Raw genomic sequence first — 22,444 nt, 5'->3', positions numbered from 1 at the left:
CTGTCGGGGCCGCCGACCATACTCGACGGTTATGGCGAAATCTCCGTGGACCGAACCTGCCACCACCGCGTTGCGAGCAGCCGGGGTCCGGCTCGATTCCTACGATCCCTCCGCTACTCCCGGATTCACCGGCGACAAGAAACTCGGCGAGAAATTGCTGCCCGAACGCGGCGAGGTGCTGTCGGATCTGCAGGAGATGCTGTTCGCGAACGGCCGCTCCGGTGACCATCGCAACCTGCTGCTCATCCTGCAGGGTATGGACACCGCCGGGAAGGGCGGCGTGGTGCGCCACGTGATCGGCATGGTCGACCCACAGGGCGTACGGCATGCCGCCTTCGGCGTCCCCACCGACGAGGAACGCCGGCACCACTATCTGTGGCGAATCCGCCACCGGCTGCCCGCCGGTGGGCAGATCGGCGTCTTCGACCGATCGCATTACGAGGACGTCCTCGTGGTGCGGGTGCAGAATCTGGTGTCGCGCGAGGTGTGGGAGCCGCGCTACGACGAGATCAACGAATTCGAACGGGAGATCACCGAGGCCGGCACGACGATCGTCAAGGTCGCGATGTTCGTCTCGCTGGACGAACAGAAACGCCGGCTCGGCGAGCGGCTGGAACGCTCGGACAAATACTGGAAGTACGACCCGAACGATATCGACGACCGCGCCCTCTGGCCCGAATATCAGCAGGCCTATCAGGACGTGCTGGACCGCACCGATACCGAGCACGCGCCGTGGTACGTCGTCCCGGCCGACCGGAAATGGTTCGCCCGCCTGGCGATCACCGAATTGCTCATCGACGCACTGAGCGGCCTGAAGCTGACCTGGCCCGCGCCGCACTTCGACATCGAGACCGAGAAGGCGCGGCTCGCGGCGAGCTGATCCGCATGGAGACACCGGTCACCGCCGGGAAGATTTCGATCGGAATCTCGGGGATCTCTCAGGTTGAGCGGGAATCATGTGGTGCCGAGTGTGCCCGGTGCGGCGGCCCGCTGATCTTGCGGCACCGCGACGGCGCGGCGGACGGCCCGTACGATCGCAGGCGGCGCCCGGCCGCACGATGTCGCACACATACACGTAACACAGGAAAGGCGTGGTGAACTCCGAGGTGAGCAAGAATCCGCGTGGGAAGAACTCGCTGACGGCGATGCGAGGCGGAGATCGCACGCGCACGATCCTGATTCAGGTGGGTGTCGCGGCCGTGCTGATCGCACTCATCGCGGCCATCGGCATCAGCATCGCCGTCAAACAGTCCAACAAGAACGACACCGGGCCGGTGCCCTCGGTCGCCGCGCAGCCGGCCGCACCCGACGCGGTCACCGGATCGATCACCGACAAGGGCGAGATCAAGATCGGCAAGCCCGGCGCCAAGGTCGACATCCGCGTCATCGCCGACCTGCAGTGCCCGGCCTGCAAGATGTTCGAGACCGCCAACGCCAAGGCCATCGAGGACGCGGTGAACGCCGGCACGGCCAGCGTTCGCTACAACATCATCGCCTTCCTGGACCAGTCCTCGGGCGGCACCCGCTACTCCTCGCGCGCGGCCAACGCCGCCTACTGCGTGGCCGGATCCGATCCGACCAAATTCCTGCCGTGGCTGACCACCATGTACGAGCAGCAGCCTCCGGAGGGCGGCACCGGCCTGCCCGACGAGAAGCTGGTGCAGATCGCCCAGGCCGCCGGATACACCGATCCGGCCGTGGCCGAGTGCATCACGTCGGACAAGTACGACAAGTACGTGCAGAAGACCACCAAGGACGTGCTCAACAGCGGCATCAAGTCCACGCCGACGGTGTACGTCGACGGTAAGCAGATCACCAGCTCGCAGGAGCTGATGCAGCCCGACGGTCTGCGCCCGGTGATCGAGGCCGCGGCCAAGTGATCACCGCCCGGCCCCGCCCCGCGTGGCTGCTCCTGCTCGGCACTCTGCTGGGCTGGCTGGCCGCGGTGACGCTGACGATCGAAGATTTCAAACTGCTGAAGGATCCGTCCTACCGGCCGTCGTGCAGCATCAATCCGATCTTGTCCTGCGGTTCGGTGATGGCGACCCATCAGGCGTCGGTGTTCGGATTCCCGAATCCGATCATCGGCGTGACGGGATTCTCGGTGGCGGTCACCATCGCGGTGCTCGCGGTCGCCGGTGTCGCCCTGCCGCGCTGGTTCTGGGGCGGGCTGTGGATCGGGCTGATCGCCGGAATGGGCTTCGTCTTCTGGCTGATCTTCCAGAGCCTCTACCGCATCGGCGCACTGTGCCCGTACTGCATGGTGGTGTGGACGTTCACGCCGATCTGCCTGGCGGTGGTCACCGATCAACTGTGGGGCGGGGCCCGCGGGATCATGGGCATCGTCGCGCAGTGGCGGTGGACGATCGTGGTGGTCTACTACGCGATCGTGCTGCTGCTGGTCTTCCTGCGCTTCCAGGACTACTGGCTCTCGCTGTTCTGATCAGTTGGGCGGGCCGGCGGCCAGCATCACCGCGAGCGCGCGGTGAGTGCCGTCCGGCTCGACCAGATCCAGCCGGATCACCTCGTCCGGCCGGCGCACATTGAGTGCGGCCTTGAGGCTCTGCGCCGAGGTGACCGGAGTGTCGTCGACCGCGACGATCACCTCGCCGGAATTCATCCCGGCCGCGAAGGCCGGCAGCCCGTAGATCGCCACGTCCACCCGGGCGCCCGTGGGTTTGGCATCGGAGGTCAGCACACCGAGAGTCGCGGTCGGGCCGACGTGGACGGTATCGGTCGGAATGCCGGTGCGGATCTGGCGGACCACGCTCAACGCCCGATCGATCGGCACCGCGTATCCGCTGGCCCGGCCCTCGGATCGGGACAGTTCTCCCGAGGCTGCGGTCACCACGCCGATCACCGCCCCGGACCGGTCGACCAGGGCGCCACCGGACTGTCCGGAGACCACCGGCGCGGCCACCTCGATCATGCCGATCAACGCCTTGCGCGACAGATCGGCGGCATCGCGCGCGACGATCGAGGCATCCAGCGCCGTGACCGTTCCCGGTGTCGCGGTCGGCGAACCGGTTCCGCCCGCATTGCCGATCGCCAGCGCCTGATCACCGACCCGGACCCCGGCGGAGCTGCCGATGCGGGCCACCGCCAGCGCCGCCGCGCCGGTCAGCGACAGCAGGGCGATATCGGCGTCGGAGTCGTAGCCGAGCACCGTCGCCGGATAGTGCCCGCCGTTGCCGAGATCGCCGACGGTGATGGTCTCCGCCCCCTTCACCACATGGTGGCTGGTCAGGATCTCCCCGCCGGGACTGAGCACGATGCCCGAACCGGCCGCGCCCATCCCGCTGGGCCGGATCGACACGTTGATGTTCACCAGTTCGGGTTCGACCGCCGAGGCCACCGCCGCCGGATCCATCGGCGGCACGGGCGGGCCGAACAGCGCCGAGGTGGAGTGGCCGGCGGGCATCGCCCAGCGCGGCAGATCGCCGCGGTAGCCCAGAAACGCCGCGCCGACCAGGGCCATGACGAGCACGAAGACGACCGTCGACAGCCACCCGCCGCGAGCCGGACGCGATTGCCGGCCCGAATGCTGCTCGTCCATCGCCGCTCCCGATTCTGCATGCCCGGGGTGGGCTGGCGGAGTTTGTGCTTTTATGTGTATCAAATCGGCGGGGCGCCCGGTATCACTCCTGCAATGCCGCCACCGCGAACATCAGCGCGGCGCCCGCGATCGTGCAGAACAGCACGGCCCGCGACGGCCGGCCCGAATGTGCTTCCGGCAGAATGTCACTCGTTGCCAGATACAGCAGGAATCCGGCGAAATATCCCAGATACAGGCCCGCGACGTCGGCGGGCACCCGGATCACCGTGCCGATGATCGCACCCGCCACCGGGGCCAGCGCGTCCAGGACCAGCAGGGTCAGCGCCCGCCGCCGCGCGTTGCCGTACAGCGTGGGAATGGTGAAGGCGTTGAATCCGTCGGCGAAATCGTGCGAGATCACCGCGATCGCGACCGATACGCCCAGTGCCGTCCCGGTCTGGAACCCGACGCCGATGCTCAGGCCGTCGAGCATGCTGTGGAAGATCAACCCTCCGGTGGCGACCAGGCCGACCGAGGGAAAGTCGTGGGTGTGGCGGCCGAAATCCTGTTCGTGACCGACGTGGATCGCCATCTCGCGTTCGATGATGTGAATGGTGAAGAAGCCGATCACCGCGGCCACGAGCACCCCGGGCACCCCCGCGACGAGCTGACCGGATTCGGCCAGCGCATCGGGAATCAGATCGAAGGCGACCACACCGAGCATGATTCCGGCGGCCAGCCCGAGGATCAGCCGCTTGCGTTCGCCGATGCGCGCGGCCACCAACCCGCCTGCCAGCGTCGAACACATCGATATCAGGGCCAGCAGGATCGCCACCGGATCAGCATCCGATATCGGCGCGAGCCCGCCGAGCACATCCGACCGGCGGGTCGCCTGGTGGGGATGGACCGGCGGGTCGCCTCATGGGGATAGTTTGCATAGGCAACCATGCGGGGGTAGGCATGAACGCATGACCACAGCTGCCGCGTATTCCGTGTCCGCGCCCGACGGGCGGTTCACCAAGACCACCATCGAACGCCGCGCACTCGGCCCGCACGACGTGCTGATAGATATCAAGTACGCCGGCATCTGCCACTCCGACATCCACACCGCGCGCAACGAGTGGCACGGCACCAGGTACCCCTGCGTCCCGGGTCACGAGATCGCCGGCCTGGTCGCCGCGGTCGGCCCGGAGGTGACCGAGTTCGCGGTCGGCGACCGGGTCGGCGTGGGCTGCATGGTCGATTCGTGCGGACAGTGCGAGCCCTGCCTGGCCGGTGAGCAGCAGTACTGCGTGCGCGGCGCCACCATGACCTACAACGGCACCGTCCCGGAGGAGATCCAGGCCGGCGGCTACACCCTGGGCGGGTACTCGTCCCAGGTGGTGGTGACCGACGGCTTCGTGGTGCGCATTCCGGAGGGCATCGGACTCGACGAGGCCGCGCCGCTGCTGTGCGCGGGGATCACGCTGTATTCGCCGCTGCGGCACTGGAACGCCGGTCCCGGCAAGCAGGTGGCCATCATCGGCATGGGTGGCCTGGGCCATGTCGGGGTGAAGATCGCCGCCGCGATGGGCGCCGAGGTGACGGTGCTGAGCCATTCGCTGAACAAGGAGGACGACGGCCGGCGGTTCGGCGCGCACCACTACTACGCCACCACCGACCGCCAGATCTTCCGTGATCTGCGCAACCGATTCGACCTGATCATCAACACGGTCTCGGCCGATCTGCCGATCGACACCTATATGCGCCTGCTGAACCTCGACGGCACCATGGTGATTCTCGGCCTGCCCGATCAGCCGCTCGCGGTGCGGCCGTTCACTCTCACCGGCAACCGCCGGTCGCTGGCCGGCTCGAATATCGGCGGTATCCCGCAAACCCAGGAGATGCTGAACTTCTGCGCCGAACACGGCATCGGCGCGGAGATCGAGGTCATCTCCGCCGATCGCATCGACGAGGCCTACGAGCGCGTGGTCGCCAGCGACGTGCGGTACCGGTTCGTCATCGACGCCGCCACCATGTGAATTTCGGGGCGACGCCGGCGTCCGCGCGCTCGGCGTCGTCACCGGACGGCGAAACCGTGCCCTCGCTGGTCGGCGGCAGCGAGCCGTCCCCGGATGCCGGAACCGAGCCGGCGACGGATCGCGCTGACCCGCTGTCGCCGGATGACGCTGCCCCGCCTGCGGCGGCGCGGTGCAGCAACTCCGCGAGATTGCGGCGCACCCGGCCCATCTGCGCCCGGCTGTGATCGTTGGTGTCGTATTCGACCTGCACCGTCAGCCGCGCCCCCAGGGTGAAGGCGGTCAGCTTGGGCGGCATCCCGGGCCCCATGGCGAGCAGGTTGTCGCGCACCAGCCGCACCCCTTCGGGGACGATGTGGTCCGGCACCCGGCCGATGTTCGACAGCGCGATACTGGGCTGTTCCGCGAGCATCCGGGCGGTGGCCTCGTCGCGAATGTATCTGCCCGCCAACGCCACCCGCGCGGGGTCGCGACGCTCGAGCGCCGCGCGGACGTCGGCGTGCACCACCTGCCCCAGGTCGAACGGATCGGCGGATTCGGCCACCGCCAGGAGCGTGCCCCAGCCGGAGGCGCAGTTGAGCACCGTCTCGTCGGGCAGCCACGGATCCATGGCCGCCCGCATATCGGCGGCATAGCCGCAGACCATCGGCAGTGCGCCGACGCCGCCCAGTTCGGCTCGCACCGCGGCCAGCGCACACCCGCTCAGCAGGGCGTTCACCCCGATTCCGGCCGCGCGCGCCGCCGCGGCGAAGGCCGCGGTCACCTCCGGTTCCAGTTCGATCCGCTCGGCGACGAAGAGTCCGCGTCCCGATCCGGCCGTGCCGTCGCGGGGCAGGCGCGCGGGCGGCTCACCGATGATCGTGCGCATCGCCGCGAGCAGTTCGGCGACTTCCGCTTCGGAGACGACGGCGGTGAGGCGCTCATCGACCGCTTGCGGCAGTTCATGATTCGCGCGCACCGGCATGGGCGCGCCACGGCGGTGGGCGGTATAGCGCCGCCACATCTCGTCCAGCAACGCGAAAGCCGAACGGCCATCGGTGATTCCGTGGTGAATGACGAGCACGATGCGGGTCCGGTCGTCCTCGCGGAACACCCGCGCGAAGAACAAACCGTCGTCCCACGGTTGCGGCTGATTGACGAAGTCGACGTATTCGATGTCGCCGCCGGGACTTTCGGTGACCGGGGGACGGTAGCCCTGGACGTGGCGGAGCACGAGCATCCCGCCGTCGTCGACTCGGCGGCAGCTGAGCAGCGGATGTCCGGCAGCCAGTTCGGCGAGCACCGTGCGTAGCAGTTCGGTGTCGAATTCCCCCTCGACGGCCGATCCGATGAACAGCGCCATTCCGCCGACCGGCACGGAACCGAAGGTGGCGTGTTCCTGGAAGTAACCCGATTCGAAGGGCGATATCGGACGTTGCGTGACCATACCGAGAACCATACAGCCGTTTCAAACACTTGTCACAAACATTTGTTTGAAACATGCGTCAGCGAGTACTTGCTACCCTGCCGACGTGGGAACACGTGAGGATCTGCTCTCAGCCGCCAAACACTGCCTGGCCGAACGCGGCTACGCCCGGACCACGGTGCGCGATATCGTCGCCGCCTCGGGGAGCAACCTCGCCGCGATCAACTACCACTTCGGCACCCGCGACGCCCTGCTCACCCAGGCCATGATCGAATCGTCCGCCGAGGCCGTGCAACAGATCCTCGACGCGCTCGCCGAGAGCAGCGAACCGCATCCGGCCGAGCGGCTGCTCACTTTCCTGAGGCGTCTCATCGCCACCTTCACCGACCAGCGGGCGCTGTGGGCGGCGAATATCGAAAGTCTCGCCCAGGCATTGCATTCCGGTGAGGTCAAGGCCGACATCGCGGCCAAACAGCGCGAGGGAAAAGCGGCACTGACTCGAATGTTGTTGCCTGCCAGGGATATCGAGGACGACGACGGCGGTCCGATCGGCGTGCTGCTCTGGACGCTACTCGACGGCCTGCTCGTCCAGTGGTTGCTGGACCCGAAGTCCGCCCCCTCGGCCGAGCAGCTCGTCGCCGGTCTGCGCATCCTCGCCCCGATGCTGTAGCCGCCGGGACGGACGCGACCGTCGACGAATCGCGCCGGTCACGCGGGCCGGCAAACGGTCATCGGCGCACCGGCACCGACCAACCTCACGCGCCGAGGACCACGCGAAGCACACTGCCCGTTCCCGTGGTGACCAGCAGCGCACGGTCGTCGATGGGGATTCTCGAGACCGAGGTGGCCGGCACGCCCAGGTCGGCGACCGTGCAGACCCCGCCGGTGGCCGGGTCGACGCGGACCACGCGAGCGGTCGTGGTCGCGACGTACAGCATGCCGTCCGGGCCCACGGTGAGATCGTCGGGCAGGGCGGTCAGCGGGAGAGCACCGACGGTGACCGAGGCGACGGTCGTCTGCGCCTGCGGAGCGTCGACGGGGATGCGGACGATGCGGCCGTCGAGGCTCTGATAGAGAGTCGCGTAGAGCGAATTACCCTGCAATACAATGCCGTTCACGCCGGAGGCGGCCGCGCGTGCGGTCCAGTCCGCGTCGACGGAGCCGCCGGGCCGCACCTTCACCACGCCGTGCGCGGTATCGGCGACATACAGATTGCCCGCCCCGTCGAAGGTCGCGCCGTTGGCCATGCCGAGACCGGAGACGTAGACCTGCGGCACCGGATGGTCTGCGCCGGGATCGAATCGCACCACGCCGGAGTTGTGCGCGCCGGGCAGCAGTCCGGCCGACGAGTCGCCGAAGACGACGTACAGCGCACCGTCGGGCCCGAGCCGGATGGCGCCGGGCGCGTCCACCGGCACCTCCGCGGTGACATGGCCCGCGGAATCGTAGCGCTGCACCACATTTCGGAAGACCCGCGAGACCCAGAGGTTACCTCGGGCGTCGTAGCCGAGGTTCTCCGCGAAATCCAGCAGCGGAGCCGAGGCGGGCAGCACCTGCTCCACCGATGCGGCCGGACAGCCGGGCGCCTCGGCGTGCACCGGGGCGAGCGCGGCCGGAAGCACGGCCGCGGCGCTCACCCATACTGTCGCGAGGACACCCACACCCACGACATGTCCGACGCGGTTCGCACCGGCCCGGCCGAGCCGAGAGATCCGTCGCCGGCCGCGGTGTGCAGCCCACGGGAACGAACCACCCATCACGGCCCTCCTGCCGTTCGCCTGCATACCCGTGCGACCGTCTTCGCGCCCGGGCGTCGACGCCACCCGGACCGGTCGGCGGGTCCGGCCGAATCCTACGTGCCGCGGTCCGGAGACGCCCGGGCTCGGGCACACCGACCACACCCGCACAGCAGCCCGCCGCAACACGGCAGTGGGGGCCGCGGTCGACCGCAGTCCGGCTCATATAGGTCGCGTGGCCTGTAAGCGACTGTGTACCTTGACATTCCGAGGCGTTAGGACCCACCGTCCGCGCCCCGCCCGACCCCGCCGGCTCCCGCCTCGATTCGCCGGCACCGAACTCCGCTCCCGACCGCCCCGCACAGCGTAAGGTCGACCCTGGAACCGGGTCCGGGACGGTCTCTACGGCTGTCACCGCAGGTCGGCCCGGCCGGATCCGTGTCGGTGTTCGGCAACCGTGCTGGAGGTCCTCGCGTGCCCGACCGTGAATCGTTCGACTACATCATCATCGGAGCGGGGAGCGCGGGCTGCGTCCTCGCCCATCGCCTCACCGAGGATCCCCAGGTCTCGGTCCTGCTGCTGGAGGCCGGTCCCGACGACCGTGCCGACGAGATCAAGATACCGGCGGCGTGGGGGAAATTGATTCGCACCCAATGGGATTGGCGATACGAGACCACGCCGCAGAAACATCTCGGCGGCCAGCGCGCGTACTGGCCGCGGATGAAGGCGCTGGGCGGCTGTTCGTCGATGAACGCGATGATCTTCATCCGCGGCAATCGCGCCGACTACGACGGCTGGCGGCGCGACTTCGGCGCGGTCGGCTGGAGCTACGAGGACGTTCTGCCCTATTTCGTGCGGTCGGAGACCAACACCGGCCTGCGTTCGCCCTATCACGGCACCGACGGCCCGCTGCACGTCGAGAACCGCCGCTTCACCCACGAGCTGACCGATGCCTGGATCGCCGCCGCGGCGGCCGCGGGCCTGCCCCGCACCGACGACTTCAACGGCGCGACGCAGGAGGGTGTGGGCCGCTATCAGGTCACCCATCGCAACGGCCGCCGCTGGTCCACCGCCGACGGCTATCTGCGCCCGGCGCTGGACCGGCCGAATCTGACGGTGCGGACCGAGGCGCACGCCACCGCGCTGGTACTCGACGGCACCCGTGCGGTCGGCGTCAGCTATCGCCGCCACGGCAGCGAGCACACGGTGCACGCCGAGGCCGAGGTACTGCTGTCCGGCGGTGCGGTCAATTCGCCGCAGTTGCTGATGCTTTCCGGTATCGGGCCCGCGGCGCATCTGCGCGACCTGGGCATCGATGTGGTGGTGGACCTGCCCGGCGTCGGCGAGAACCTGCACGACCACCCGGTGACCCCGATTCTGTGGCGCACCCGCGGCGTCTCCGATCTCGCCGATTTCGAGACCCCGTTCCGGCTCGCGCAGTGGCAGGCCCTCGGTCGAGGGCCGCTGACCTCCAATGTCGGCGAGGGCGGCGGATTCGTGCGCACCCGCGAGGGCCTCGAGGGTCCCGACATCCAGTACCACGTCGCGCCGACGGCGTTCTACGACAACGGTTTTCACGAGAACATCGCTCCGATGTTCACCGCCGGGCCGACGCTGGTCGACGTGCACAGCCGCGGCCGGTTGCGGTTGCGGTCGGCGGATCCGCTGTGGAAGCCGGAGATAGATCCGGCCTACTTCTCCGACCCGCGCGATGCGGATGCCCTGCTCGCCGGCTGCCGGCAACTGCTCGAGATCGCGCGGCAGCAGCCGCTGGCCGCCCACCTCGACCGCTCCTACCTGCCCGAAGACGCCGACCGGATCGACGAGGACGGCTGGCGGGCCCATATCGCCCGCTGGACGCAGACGCTGTTCCACCCCGTCGGCACCTGCGCCATGGGTACCGGCGAGACCGCGGTGGTCGACCCCGAACTGCACGTCCACGGCGTGAGCGGACTGCGCGTGGTCGACGCCTCGGTCATGCCCCGCATCGTCCGCGGCAATACCAACGCGCCGACCGTCATGATCGGCGAGAAGGCGGCCGACCTGATCCTCGGCCGCACCCCGTCGGCCACCACCGGCACCGCGACGAAGGAGGCCACCCGATGACGACAGTGAACGAGATCCGCGAGCTCGACACGCACGCCACCTTCGACGTGCACGATCCCGGTACCGGCGAGGTGGTGGGCACCTACCCGATCCACACCGAGGCCGATGTCGAGGCGGCGGTGGCCCGAGCCCGCACGGCATACGACTGGTGGTCCGGCCTCGACTACGCCGAACGGGCCCGGCGCCTGGCCGGATTCGCCGGACTGCTGGCCAGGCGGATGCGGCAGCTGGCCGCGGTGATGCACGACGAGACCGGTAAGCCGTATTCCGATGCCGCGCTCGAGGTGGCGCTGAGTCTCGACCATCTGAAGTGGGCCGGCCGCAACGCTCCGAAGGTGTTGGGCCGCAAGAGCGCCCGGGTGGGACTGCTCACGATCAACCAGGCGGCGTCGGTGGAGTACAAGCCGCTCGGCGTCATCGGCGTGATCGGGCCCTGGAACTATCCGGTGTTCACGCCGCTGGGTTCGATCGTGTACGCGCTGGCGGCGGGTAACGCCGTGGTGTTCAAACCCAGCGAATACTCCCCCGGCGTCGGGCGCTGGCTGGTCGACATGTTCGCCGAGGTCGTCCCGGAACAGCCGGTGCTGCAACTGATCACGGGCGAGGGGCCGACCGGTGCCGCGCTGTGCCGATCGGGTGCGGACAAGATCGCCTTCACCGGCTCCACGGCGACGGCCAAGAAGGTGATGGCCGCCTGCGCCGAGAGCCTCACGCCGCTGGTCGCCGAATGCGGTGGCAAGGATGTGCTGCTCGTCGACGCCGACGCCGATCTCGACGCCGCGGCCGACGCCGCACTGTGGGCCGGGATGGCCAATGCCGGTCAGTCCTGTATCGGCACCGAACGGGTCTACGTGCACGAGCGCGTCTACGACACCTTCGTCGAGACCTTGGTGACGAAGGCGAAACAACAACGCGCGGGCAATGATTCGGGCGCCAAGATCGGCCCCATCACGATGCCGAAACAGCTCGAGGTGATCCGCCGCCACATCGAGGACGCCGTCGCGCGGGGCGGACGGGCGCTGACCGGCGGCGCCGACTCCATCGTCGGGCAGGTGGTGCAGCCGACCGTGCTGGTCGACGTGCCCGAGGACGCCCCGGCCGTCACCGAGGAAACCTTCGGGCCCACCCTGACCGTCGCGAAGGTGCCCGATATGGATACCGCGATCGCCCGCGCCAACGACAGCCGCTACGGGCTGTCCGCGGCCGTGTTCTCGAAGGCACGCGGGCGGGAACTGGCCGACCGGCTGCGCACCGGAATGGTCAGCGTCAACGCGGTTTTCACCTTCCCGCAGATTCCGTCGCTGCCCTTCGGTGGTGTCGGCGACTCCGGCTTCGGCCGCATCCACGGCCCCGACGGCTTGCGTGAATTCACCTACGCACACGCCGTCGCGCGGCAGCGCTTCCCCTCGCTACTCGCCCTGACGACCTTCGATCGCACACAGAAGGCCGACGACACCATGGCCACTCTGATGGCGCTGCTGTTCGGCCGGCACTGATCCACACAGCACGAAGGCCACGTCCGGCGCGGAGCCGGGCGTGGCCTTCATGCTGTGTACGACCTGTGTGGACTACTTTCCGGTCTGCTCGTGCAGTGCCTTCTTCGCGGCCTGCTGCGCGGCGTCGACCTGCTTTTCGAACTTGCCGCTGGTCTGCTTGTCGACCAGATCGCCGACCTTGTCGATCACCGGGTCGAGTTTGTCGGCATTCTTGGCCGCCAGGTCGGCTGCCTTACCGGCGGCATCCTTGAGCTGGTCGAACATACCCATGAGCGGTTCTCCTGATCTCGAAACAGTATTCGTAGGCTAACGCCTATTCAGCCGCTTCGGCGCGGCGCCGCACCCGGCGAGCCGCGGCGACCATATTGCGCAGCGACGGGTCCAGCTGCCAATAGTGGCGAGTCTTCAAACCGCCGTCCGGATTCGCCCACAGCCGCTGCGGTGTCACGGCTTCGGCTGCGGCGGTGAGCAATTCGTCGATCTCGTCGATGTCCGGAATGCGCGCCGAACGGCTCTCGTACACACCCGGACCCACGCCGTGGCTCAGGCCGTGCCCCTCCTCCACATCCTCGGTCAGCGCCTTGAGCACCCATTCCAGGGAGCGGGTCGCGACGATGGCGGTGACGTCGGCGTCGAGTTCCTCGATGGCACGCACGATTTCGGAGCGGGCCGAGTAGGCGATATGGGTGTGGATCTGGGTGTCGGGGCGCACCCCGGAGGTCGCCAGCCGGAACGCGTTGACCGCCCAGCGCAGATATTCGGTGCGCCCGTCGGGTCGCAGCGGCAGCAGCTCGCGGACCGCCGGTTCGTCGACCTGGATGATCGCCACGCCGGCCTTCTCGAGATCGGCCAGTTCGTCCCGGATCGCGAGCGCCACCTGATCGGCGGTCTCGTACAGCGGCTGGTCCTGGCGCACGAACGAGCGGGCCACCATCGTCACCGGACCGGTCACGATGCCCTTCACCGGCTTGTCGGTGAGCGACTGCGCGTAGGTGATCCACTCCACCGACATCGGCTTCGGCCGCGACACGTCGCCGTAGATGATCGGCGGCCGCACGCACCGCGAGCCGTAGACCTGCACCCAGCCGAAGTGGGTGGTGGCGAAACCGTCGAGCAGTTCGGCGAAGTACTGGATCATGTCGTTGCGTTCGTGCTCACCGTGCACGAACACGTCGAGGCCGATGTCTTCCTGCAGGCGGATGGTCGACTCGATCTCGGCCTCGATGCGCTTGCGGTACTCCTCGTAGGACAGCCGGCCTTCGCCCAGGTCGTAGCGGGCCTGGCGCACCGCGTCGGTCTGCGGAAAGGAACCGAGCGTGGTCGCCGGAACCAGCGGCAGATTCAGCCGCTCCCGCTGCGCCTTGGCGCGCACCTCGTACGGTTCGCGCTCGCGCATCTGCGGGGTCACCGCGTAAACCCGTTGCCGCACAGCATGTTTCTGCTTGAAGTGCACCGAGGTCGGCCGCTTGGCCCACTTCGCCGCGGTCTCGCCCCCTTCCCCGCCGCGATGCACTTCCGTCAGCGCCTTCGCCAGCGAAACGACCTCGAGCACTTTCTGTTTCGCGAAGGCCAGGCGGTCGGCGACATTGCCCTCGATATCGTATTCGACCAGCAGGTCGTAGGGCACGTGCAGCAGCGTGGTCCCGGTGGACACGACGAGGTCCGGGCACACCTTCGACAGCGCGTTGAGGTATTCCAGGGTGACCAGCCGGTCGGCACGCCAGACGTTGGTGCCACTGATCACGCCGGCGTAGAGCCGCTTGCGCCGGATTCCGGGAATCTCGGCGAGTTCCTCGGGCCGGGTGCGGTGGCTGGCCAGGTCCAGGCCGATCGCCTCCACCGCGGTACCCGCCAGAATCCGCACGGCCTCGGCGAAATCGCCGTACTGGCCGGTGACGAGGATGCGCGGACGCAGCGCGGACGTCGACAGTCGCTGATAGGCCCGCTCGAACGCGGCCAGCTCCTCCGGGGTGCGCTCACTGGTGAAGCACGGCTCGTCGAACTGCACACAGGTGGAACCGCGCTTGGCCAGGATCTCGAGCAGCTGTTCGTAGACCGGCAGCAGCTTGTCCAGCAGGGTCAGCTTGTCGAATTCGGTCTCACCCGGCACCTGCCCGGCCTTCGACAGCAGCAGCAGCGACAGCGGGCCCAGCACCACCGGCCGCAGTTCGATACCGCGGTCCATCGCCCGATCCCACTCCTCCAGCAACGCCTCGGGATGCAGCGAGAATTCGGTATCGGCGTCGAGTTCGGGCTGACGGTAGTGGTAGTTGGTGCCGAACAGCCGGACCAGTTCCAGCGGCGGCAGATCGGGCCGGCCGCGCGCCATCAGGAAGTAGAAGTCGAGCGGGTGCAGCTGTTCGCGATATGACTCGAACCGCTTCGGGACCGCGCCGAACAGCAGCGCGTTGTCGAGGATGTGGTCGTAGAAGGAGAAGGTGTTACCGGGTACCTGCGTCAGTCCGGTCGCGGCCAGCTCGGAGAACTGGGTGTCCTGGATCTCGCGCCCGACCGCGAGCAACTCCTCGCGGGACAGGGTGCCGTGCCAGTAGGACTCCAGTGCGCGCTTGAGCTCCCGGTGCGGACCGATCCGCGGGTAACCCAGGATGCTCGATCCGAAACCGTCGGTGACGTTGACCATGAGCGGGACTCCCTTTCGAGCTGCGGTCGAGGACCTTACTGCAGCTTATGCCTGTGTTTTTTGGCCTCCGCTTCGCTCCGGCGTGTTCGCGGCCCCCAGGGCTCGTCGTTCGGGCACCACTGCTTGCTCCTTCGTCGCCTACGCAGCGGCACCCGAACGACGAGCCGGCCGCGAACGGTCGCTCGTAAGACTCGCTCCGTGCCGACCGAGAAGTCGACAAGCACGATTCCCGTCAACGGTTGGCGAGTCCTGCGGGGCGAAGCTCTGTTGAGAGCCCGATCGGTCAGCGGTTGTACTGGTAGAAGCCCGCTCCCGTCTTCTTCCCCAGCAGCCCGGCCTCGACCATGCGCATGAGCAGCGGCGGCGCCGAGTAGAGCGGCTCCTTGAATTCGGCGTACATGGAGTCGGCGATCGACTTCACCGTGTCGAGGCCCACCAGGTCGGTCAGGGCGAGCGGACCCATGGGGTGGGCGCAGCCGAGCACCATCGCCTTGTCGACGTCTTCCTTGGTGGCGAAACCGGATTCGACCATGCGGATGGCCGAGAGCAGGTACGGCACGAGCAGCGCGTTGACGACGAAGCCGGAGCGGTCGGCGGAGCGCACGACCTGCTTGCCGAGGACCTCACCCGCGAAGGCTTCGGCGCGCGCGGACACCGCTTCGCTGGTCTTGAGGGTGGTCACGAGTTCGATGAGCGGCAGCACCGGCACCGGGTTGAAGAAGTGCATGCCCACGACCCGCTCGGGGTTGTTGGTGGCGACGGCGATCTTCATGATCGGGATCGAGGATGTGTTGGAGGCCAGCACGGCATCCGGGTCGGTGACGACCTTGTCGAGCTCGCTGAAGATCGCGGTCTTGACGTCTTCGCTCTCGACGACGGCCTCGACGACCAGCTGCCGGTCGGCGAAGTCACCGAGGTCGGAGGTGAACCGCAGCCGCCACGCGGCCTGTTCGCGCTCCCGCTCGGTGATCTTGCCGCTGCTCACACCGCGATCCAGCGATCGCAGGATGCGGGCGCGGCCGGCGGCAGCCAGTTCCCGGGTCTGTTCGAACACGAGCACATCGACATGCGCCCGGGCGCAGACCTCGGCGATTCCGGCGCCCATCTGTCCGGCGCCGATGATTCCGACGCGCTGAATCTTTTCGCTGCTGCTCACGTCCCGCTCCTGCTGGTTGTGTGGCGGTGGATTGGGTGAAGGGGCTCACACCCTTCGGTCACTTCAGTTATAGGGAGGTGACTTCAGTTATAGGGAAAAGCCCTCCCCGCCGGGGCTGTTCGGACGGGAAGGGCTTCGGACACTCGTTGCAGGAGTGCCCATGTCGGGTGGTGAGGTAACCCGGCGGCGACAGGTCGCCGCCGGGTCGGTATCACCGTCGCCCGAAAGGGGCGACCGAGTTATCTCAGTGGAACTGGCCCTCTTCGGTGGAGCCCTTCAGGGCCGCCGTCGAGGTGTTCGGGTCCACGGTGGTGGCGATGGTGTCGAAGTAGCCGGCACCGACCTCACGCTGGTGCTTGATGGCGGTGAAGCCACGCTCGGCGGCGGCCTTGAACTCGCGCTCCTGCAGGTCGACGAAGGCGGTCATGCCCTCGCGGGCGTAGCCGTAGGCCAGGTCGAAGGCCGCGTAGTTGAGCGAGTGGAAGCCCGCCAGGGTGATGAACTGGAACTTGAAGCCCATCGCGGCCAGCTCGCGCTGGAACTTCGCGATGGTGGCGTCGTCCAGGTGCGCCTTCCAGTTGAACGACGGCGAGCAGTTGTAGGCCAGCAGCTGGTCCGGGAACTCGGACTTGACGCCCTCGGCGAACTTCCGCGCGACCTCGAGGTCCGGAATACCGGTCTCCATCCAGATCAGGTCGGAGTAGGGGGCGTAGGCCTTGGCACGCGCGATGCAGGGCTCGATGCCGTTCTTGACGTGGTAGAAGCCCTCGGCGGTGCGCTCACCGGTGATGAACGGACGGTCGCGCTCGTCGACGTCGGAGGTGATCAGGGTGGCGGCCTCGGCATCGGTGCGGGCGATGACGACGGTCGGGGTGTCGGCGACGTCGGCGGCCAGGCGAGCCGAGGTCAGGGTGCGGATGTGCTGCTGGGTGGGGATCAGCACCTTGCCACCGAGGTGGCCGCACTTCTTCTCCGACGCCAGCTGGTCCTCCCAGTGGGTACCGGCGGCACCCGCGGCGATCATGGCCTTCTGCAGCTCGTAGACGTTCAGCGCGCCACCGAAGCCGGCCTCACCGTCGGCGACGATCGGCACGACCCAGTTGTCGACGGAGGTGTCGCCCTCGACCTTGGCGATCTCGTCGGCGCGCAGCAGCGCGTTGTTGATGCGGCGCACGACCGACGGCACCGAGTTGGCCGGGTACAGCGACTGGTCCGGGTAGGTGTGGCCGGACAGGTTCGCGTCACCGGCGACCTGCCAACCGGACAGGTAGATGGCCTTCAGGCCGGCACGCACGGCCTGCACGGCCTGGTTACCGGTCAGAGCGCCGAGCGAGTGGATGTACTCGCCCTCGGCGTTGACGCCCTCCCACAGCAGCTCCGCACCCCGGCGGGCAAGCGTGTGCTCTTCCACGACATTGCCCTGCAGCTGCACGACCTGCTCGGCCGTGTACTCGCGGGTGATGCCCTTCCAGCGCGGGTTGGTGTCCCAGTCCTTCTGGATCTCCGCAGCGGTCTTCGGGGTGCCGACGTTCGACATCTGATGACTCCACTTCTTCGTTCGGTCTCGGTTGCCCGCTCGCCGGACATCCGCGCCGACTACGGGTCGCGATGTCCGAACTCTGCTGGAGCGGCAATTTGCAGGGTTGCTATGCCCAACGGGTGTACTTCCACACGATGGCACAACTAAAAATTGCCGTCTACCTGTTGCAAGTGTGAATCTCCGCTAGCTTTGCAGGGGTCTTTGCTAAGCCTGCAAAATTTGCCTGTTAATTGCACGCCCCACTTCTACTGGCGAGTAGGGCTGACATGCGGTTTTACGTAACGCCCGTACTGTTTCAGTGAGCCTTACCACCGCGACGATTCGGGAGCACGCATTGCCGACTGTGAGGACCTTCACAAGCGAGGGCAGCCGCCCTCGGTGTGCGCCGCGCCACTCCCGGCTCCGTACGATTCGGACATACCTCGGCGGCCCGGCCGACCGGCTGCGACACTGATCGTCGTGCCCCGGGGGTCGGCACCGGAACCCGGAAAGGAACACGATGCGCACACTGTGGACCGCGATCGCGGGCGTCGCCTGCTCCCTGGCACTGGCCGCGACGGCCGCCGTGATCGAGGCGCCCGGCGCCGCGGCGGACACGCCGGCGGTGCAATCGGTGGAGCCGCTGTCCGCGGCGGCGACGCTGCCCGGCTCCGTGGATTCCCAGCGCATCCTCTATACGACGAGCACGGTCGGGAACCAGCCGACCCTCGCGAGCGCCGCGGTGTACTTCCCGCCGGGACCGGCCCCGGCCGGCGGCTGGCCGGTCGTCGCCTGGGCGCACGGTACCGTCGGCCTGGGCGACAGCTGCGCCTACAGCATCGCCGGCCCCGGCGATGTGGACCGGGACTGGACCTATCTGGGCACCTGGCTGAAGCAGGGCTATGCGATCGTGGCCGCCGATTACGCGGGCCTCGGCACGCCCGGCGACCACCCGTACCTCAACGGCGTCGTCGAGGCGCACAACGTGGTCGACGCCGTGCGAGCCGCCGTCGGCCACTACTCGCAGCTGTCACGCAAATGGGTGGTGGTCGGCCAGTCGCAGGGTGGTGGCGCGGCGATGTTCACCGCGCGCTACGCGACCGAATTCGGCGGGCCGGAGCTGGACTACCGAGGCGCGGTCGGCACCGGTGTGCCGGCCTATATCGAGGACATCCTGATGCCACTGGGCCCGGGCATCCCGCCGGTGAAGCTGAGCCCGCACACCACCGGCTACGTGCTCTACATCCTCAACGGCCTGCGCACCACATTCCCCGAACTCGGCATCGAATCCTTCCTGAACGACTCGGGCCGGGACTGGCTCGACCGCGCGAAGGACGAATGCCTCCTTCCGCTCGGTGACGATCTGGCCGCCGCCGGTGTGGTGATCGGCGATCTGTTCACCCGCCCGTTGGCACAGATTCCGGATCTGCACGGTTTGCTGGCCGGCTACCTCGGGTTGCCCGAAACCGGTTACGACAGGCCGCTTTTCATGGGTCAGGGCCTGCGCGACACCGATGTGATCACCCCCGAGACGCTGCGCTACGCGGGAGTTCTGGCCGCCAACCGGCAGCCGCTGACCTTCCGGGTCTATCCCACCGATCACAGCGGCACGGTCAACGCCTCACTGGTCGATTCGTTGCCGTTCGTTCGCGGCCTGTTCGCCTGACAGGACAATCCGGTCGGTTATTCGGTTGTGCTATTTCACAGCCGGATTCCCGCGCCGATCGGTGCCCGTCGGGGAATTCCCATTACCGACACGACGCCGCGCACGAGAGCGGTTATCCTCGCCCTCACGTGTGACGATCTGGCGACGGGACGCGACGACCGGCGGGCCCGCCCACTCGCGCACGCTGATCGGGAGCATGTGATGCGTGACATCGTCGAGGACCTGCTACGGGTCTGGCACAGCGGCCGCACGGGCGGCCTGGCAACCCTGGTCCGTACCTTCGGCAGCTCCCCCTTACCGGTGGGCTCGGCGATGCTCGTCGACCCCGACGGCGGTGTGCACGGATCGGTCTCCGACGGCTGCTATGAGGCGGCCGTCTACGAGGCCGCGGTGGAGGCCGCGCGCACCGGTCACCGGGAGTTGCGGCGTTTCGACGCGACCTCCGGATTCGAGGTGAGCGCCGAATGCGGGACCATCGACGTGTTCGTGGAACCGTTCTCCCGCAACGACTTTCCGGAATTCGCGGCGGTGGCCGGGGATATCGCGCGGCACAAGCCGGTCACGGTGTTCACCGTCGTGTGGCACAGCGATCCGGAGGTGATCGGCCAGCATCTGGTCACCGACCGCCGGCACAACACCGAGCTGGTGTCGCTGCCGGAATCGGATGTGTTCGTCTCCTCCCACACCGCGCCGCCGCGACTGATCATCTTCGGCGCCAACACCTTCGCCGCCGCCTTGACGACCCAGGCCCGGCTGCTGGGCTATCGGGTGACCATCTGCGATCCGCGCGAGGCCTTCGCCGTTCCCGCGTCGTTCCCGGGCGCGGAGGTGGTGGTGGACTGGCCGCACCGCTACCTCAACGCCCAGGCCGGCGCCGGGACCATCGACCGGACCACCGCGATCGTCGCCGCGACCCAGGACCCGAAGTTCGAGATCCCCCTGCTCACCGTCGCGCTGCGGCTGCCCGAACTGGGCTATCTGGGTGCGCTCGGCTCACATTCGGCACACGACCATCGGCTCGAGGCCTTGCAGGCCGGCGGATTCGGCGCCGACACACTGGCACGGTTGCACGCACCGGCCGGCTTCGACATCGGCGCCCGCACTCCGATGGAACACGCCGTGGCGATCGCGGCCGAACTGCTCGCGGTGCGGTCCGCGGGGTCGCGCCGGACCCCGGCACACGCCACGGCCGCCGCCTCCTGATCGGCGCCGCGGGTCGGCGACTTCTAGGGTTCGAACCAGTCACGTGCCGAACGTCGCAGCAGCAACCCGACGACCAGCACCGAGACCACGGGCCCGAGCCAGCCGGGCGGGCGGCCCACGACGATCGAGGGCACCGTCCACAGTGCGTTGAGTACGGCGAGCAGCACCGCGCCGATCCGGATGCTCGCGCCGACGGCGCCGAAGGCCAGGGCGACCGCGCCCAGTACCCAGCTCGCGATGAACGACAGCCCGGTGATCAGTGCGACATGCGAGCCGGACAGCCAGCCCGCGGTGACGGTGCAGCCGATGCCGACCGCGGCCAGTCCGAGCGCGAGTACCTGCGCCGCCCGAACCGCGAAGGGCATCCGGTAGACCGATACGTCGTCGGCCGGCGGTGCGGCGACCGGGTCGGGAGCGGACTCGAGGGCGGGGCCAGGGCTCGGGTCGGTGTCGGTGTCTGCGACCGGCTCGGGGGTGGCAGCGGGGTCTGGTGCGGGGTCGGGCATCAGCTCACCTCTTCCGGAACTCCGGTTCGACGATCCTGGTGTTTCGGCGATCCTCTGTTTCGGCGGTCCGGGGCACCGAACATCGGCCCACGGCGCGCGGACGACGACAAAGCCCGTTCGAAATGTACCGCTCTGCGCCGCCCCGGCCTCCGCATACGCACGGCGCGGCGAAATCCGTGCGCCGGCCGTGTGACCGATGCCGTGTGACCCGACGCCCCACAGCGCCCAGCCGACAGTGTCAGCGGTCGCCGGCCGGATCGGCCAGCTTCTCGACCACGACCTCTGCGAGCACCCGCTGCCGCAGCGACAGGTCGATCTCGCCGGCCACGGCCATCACCACCGCCGCCGCCGAGGTGGCAACCGCGTCGGCGAGGATCGCGGGCCATTCCGGCCGGTCGGGTCCGGCCAGCGCGGCGATCACCGCGGCGGCCGCGGCATCACCGGCGCCGGTCGGATTACCGGACAGCGGCTCGGACAGGGCGGCCGACCACGCGCCCTCCGGTGTCACCGCGACCATGCCGTCCGCGCCGCGGGTCACGATCACCGCTGCCGCGCCCGCGTCCACCGGCACGGCGGCCACCGCGGCCACCTCCTCGGTCGTGGCCGGGTGCGCGCCGGTCAGTCCCGTGAGTTCGTCGAGGTCCGGCATGAGGATCACCCCGGGTACCCGGGCGGCGGCTTCGAGGGCGAGACCGTCCACATCGCAGATCACCGGAACTCCGGCGTCGATGCCGATGCGGGCCAGGTCGGCGGGCAGCGACGCGCGGACGCCGCCGGGCAGCGATCCGGAGACGACAATGCCGCCGGCCTCACCGACCAGCCCGCCCACCCGCACCAGTAGTTGATCCACCGCATCCGGATTGGTGAGCCGTGCCCCCGGTTCCCAGAGCGAGGTCGCCGAACCGTCGTGACATTCGCTGATCACGACGGTGCGGCGCACCCACGGCAGCGCGTGCACGAAATCCACCGGCAGTTCCCGTTCGGCGGCCGCGGAGAACGTGTGATCGGCGAAACCCGTTGCGCGCGAATATTTACCGATCTGATTGAGCACGCGTGTGACGTTGATGCCCTTACCGCCGACACGCTGCTCTACGGACGAAACCCGATGCGCCCGTCCGGGTTCGAAGTTCTCGACGCGATAGGTCATATCGTAGGCCGGGTTCAGCGTCACGGTCAGAATCACCTCAACCACTGTCCTCGCCGCAGCACCGCACGCAACTCCAGATCCGAATCCACGACCAGCACGTCGGCGGACATCCCCGGCCGCAGATCACCGACCGCCGTCGCGCCGATCGCGGCCGCCGGTGTGGCCGCCGCCGCGCGCACCGCGTCGACCAGGTTCACACCGCATTCGTGCACCGCCCAGCGCAGGCACTGCAACTGGGTCGCGGTCCCTCCGGCCAGCGCACCGCCCGGCACCGCGTGGCGCTGGTGACCGATGCCATGCAGGCGGCGGG

The 22,444-nt window shown here is 68.4% G+C and carries 20 protein-coding genes; 9 read left to right on the top strand and 11 right to left on the bottom strand.

Annotation, left to right across the window (positions count from 1 at the left end; translation table 11 throughout):
- The first annotated feature begins 31 nt into the window (after positions 1–31).
- The 3 genes from C8258_RS22070 to C8258_RS22060 all read left to right on the top strand — a co-directional run bounded on the left by C8258_RS22070 (position 32) and on the right by C8258_RS22060 (position 2,443).
- Positions 32–880 carry a PPK2 family polyphosphate kinase gene (locus C8258_RS22070; RefSeq protein ID WP_106956848.1) on the top strand — a complete coding sequence of 283 codons (849 nt, stop codon included), beginning with the start codon at positions 32–34 and terminating at the stop codon, positions 878–880.
- 214 nt (positions 881–1,094) lie between these two features.
- Positions 1,095–1,880, top strand: a complete 786-nt coding sequence (locus C8258_RS22065; protein ID WP_233225257.1) for a thioredoxin domain-containing protein — start codon at positions 1,095–1,097, stop codon at positions 1,878–1,880.
- Positions 1,877–2,443, top strand: a complete 567-nt coding sequence (locus tag C8258_RS22060; RefSeq protein ID WP_106956847.1) for a vitamin K epoxide reductase family protein — start codon at positions 1,877–1,879, stop codon at positions 2,441–2,443. The genes C8258_RS22065 and C8258_RS22060 overlap by 4 nt, the downstream gene beginning before the upstream one ends.
- On the opposite strand, the gene C8258_RS22055 is transcribed toward C8258_RS22060, so the two are convergent.
- Entirely contained in the window at positions 2,444–3,556 is a 1,113-nt protein-coding gene (locus C8258_RS22055; protein ID WP_106956846.1) for a S1C family serine protease, read from the bottom strand.
- Positions 3,557–3,638: 82 nt separating this feature from the next.
- Complete coding sequence (locus tag C8258_RS22050; protein ID WP_106956922.1) at positions 3,639–4,370, bottom strand: ZIP family metal transporter; 732 nt, start codon at positions 4,368–4,370, stop codon at positions 3,639–3,641.
- Between the two features lie 133 nt (positions 4,371–4,503).
- On the opposite strand from C8258_RS22050, the gene C8258_RS22045 reads away from it, so the two are divergent.
- Positions 4,504–5,556, top strand: a complete 1,053-nt coding sequence (locus C8258_RS22045; RefSeq protein WP_106956845.1) for an NAD(P)-dependent alcohol dehydrogenase — start codon at positions 4,504–4,506, stop codon at positions 5,554–5,556.
- Here C8258_RS22045 and C8258_RS22040 read toward each other — a convergent pair.
- Complete coding sequence (locus tag C8258_RS22040; RefSeq protein ID WP_158271294.1) at positions 5,534–6,979, bottom strand: hypothetical protein; 1,446 nt, start codon at positions 6,977–6,979, stop codon at positions 5,534–5,536. The two genes, C8258_RS22045 and C8258_RS22040, sit on opposite strands and share 23 nt — an antisense overlap.
- An 85-nt stretch (positions 6,980–7,064) precedes the next feature.
- Between C8258_RS22040 and C8258_RS22035 the strand changes: the two genes are divergently transcribed.
- Positions 7,065–7,628 (top strand): TetR/AcrR family transcriptional regulator, encoded by a 564-nt coding sequence (locus tag C8258_RS22035; protein WP_063014791.1) that lies wholly within the window; start codon positions 7,065–7,067, stop codon positions 7,626–7,628.
- Positions 7,629–7,713: 85 nt separating this feature from the next.
- Here the strand turns inward: C8258_RS22035 and C8258_RS22030 are convergent, their stop codons facing one another.
- Positions 7,714–8,625, bottom strand: a complete 912-nt coding sequence (locus C8258_RS22030) for an SMP-30/gluconolactonase/LRE family protein (RefSeq protein WP_146161305.1) — start codon at positions 8,623–8,625, stop codon at positions 7,714–7,716.
- Between the two features lie 543 nt (positions 8,626–9,168).
- Between C8258_RS22030 and C8258_RS22025 the strand changes: the two genes are divergently transcribed.
- Both C8258_RS22025 and C8258_RS22020 read left to right on the top strand, forming a co-directional pair.
- Complete coding sequence (locus tag C8258_RS22025) at positions 9,169–10,800, top strand: GMC family oxidoreductase (protein WP_106956842.1); 1,632 nt, start codon at positions 9,169–9,171, stop codon at positions 10,798–10,800.
- Positions 10,797–12,296, top strand: coding sequence for an aldehyde dehydrogenase family protein (locus tag C8258_RS22020; protein WP_106956841.1), 1,500 nt, complete (start codon positions 10,797–10,799; stop codon positions 12,294–12,296). Before C8258_RS22025 ends, C8258_RS22020 begins: the two co-directional genes overlap by 4 nt.
- A gap of 72 nt (positions 12,297–12,368) precedes the next feature.
- On the opposite strand, the gene C8258_RS22015 is transcribed toward C8258_RS22020, so the two are convergent.
- The 4 genes from C8258_RS22015 to aceA all read right to left on the bottom strand — a co-directional run bounded on the left by C8258_RS22015 (position 12,369) and on the right by aceA (position 17,630).
- Positions 12,369–12,566, bottom strand: a complete 198-nt coding sequence (locus tag C8258_RS22015; RefSeq protein ID WP_036506129.1) for an Rv0909 family putative TA system antitoxin — start codon at positions 12,564–12,566, stop codon at positions 12,369–12,371.
- Between the two features lie 43 nt (positions 12,567–12,609).
- Complete coding sequence (gene metE / locus C8258_RS22010; RefSeq protein WP_106956840.1) at positions 12,610–14,937, bottom strand: 5-methyltetrahydropteroyltriglutamate--homocysteine S-methyltransferase; 2,328 nt, start codon at positions 14,935–14,937, stop codon at positions 12,610–12,612.
- Positions 14,938–15,220: 283 nt separating this feature from the next.
- Complete coding sequence (locus C8258_RS22005; RefSeq protein WP_106956839.1) at positions 15,221–16,093, bottom strand: 3-hydroxybutyryl-CoA dehydrogenase; 873 nt, start codon at positions 16,091–16,093, stop codon at positions 15,221–15,223.
- A 244-nt stretch (positions 16,094–16,337) separates the two neighbouring features.
- Positions 16,338–17,630, bottom strand: coding sequence for an isocitrate lyase (gene aceA, locus C8258_RS22000; RefSeq protein WP_030518801.1), 1,293 nt, complete (start codon positions 17,628–17,630; stop codon positions 16,338–16,340).
- Between the two features lie 502 nt (positions 17,631–18,132).
- On the opposite strand from aceA, the gene C8258_RS21995 reads away from it, so the two are divergent.
- Complete coding sequence (locus tag C8258_RS21995) at positions 18,133–19,278, top strand: lipase family protein (RefSeq protein ID WP_106956838.1); 1,146 nt, start codon at positions 18,133–18,135, stop codon at positions 19,276–19,278.
- Positions 19,279–19,479: 201 nt separating this feature from the next.
- Entirely contained in the window at positions 19,480–20,481 is a 1,002-nt protein-coding gene (locus C8258_RS21990; RefSeq protein ID WP_106956837.1) for an XdhC family protein, read from the top strand.
- A gap of 23 nt (positions 20,482–20,504) precedes the next feature.
- On the opposite strand, the gene C8258_RS21985 is transcribed toward C8258_RS21990, so the two are convergent.
- The 3 genes from C8258_RS21985 to C8258_RS21975 all read right to left on the bottom strand — a co-directional run.
- Positions 20,505–20,987: a hypothetical protein gene (locus tag C8258_RS21985; protein WP_106956836.1), complete on the bottom strand. Its 483-nt coding sequence runs from the start codon at positions 20,985–20,987 to the stop codon at positions 20,505–20,507.
- A gap of 238 nt (positions 20,988–21,225) precedes the next feature.
- Positions 21,226–22,170 carry a hexose kinase gene (locus C8258_RS21980; protein ID WP_106956835.1) on the bottom strand — a complete coding sequence of 315 codons (945 nt, stop codon included), beginning with the start codon at positions 22,168–22,170 and terminating at the stop codon, positions 21,226–21,228.
- Positions 22,167–22,444: amidohydrolase family protein (locus tag C8258_RS21975; protein ID WP_146161304.1), on the bottom strand; the 278-nt coding region annotated here is incomplete at its 5' end. The genes C8258_RS21975 and C8258_RS21980, both read right to left, overlap by 4 nt.

This window comes from Nocardia sp. MDA0666 (assembly GCF_003023875.1).
Lineage (GTDB): Bacteria > Actinomycetota > Actinomycetes > Mycobacteriales > Mycobacteriaceae > Nocardia > Nocardia aobensis.
This window is presented reverse-complemented; position numbering and strand designations above follow the sequence as displayed.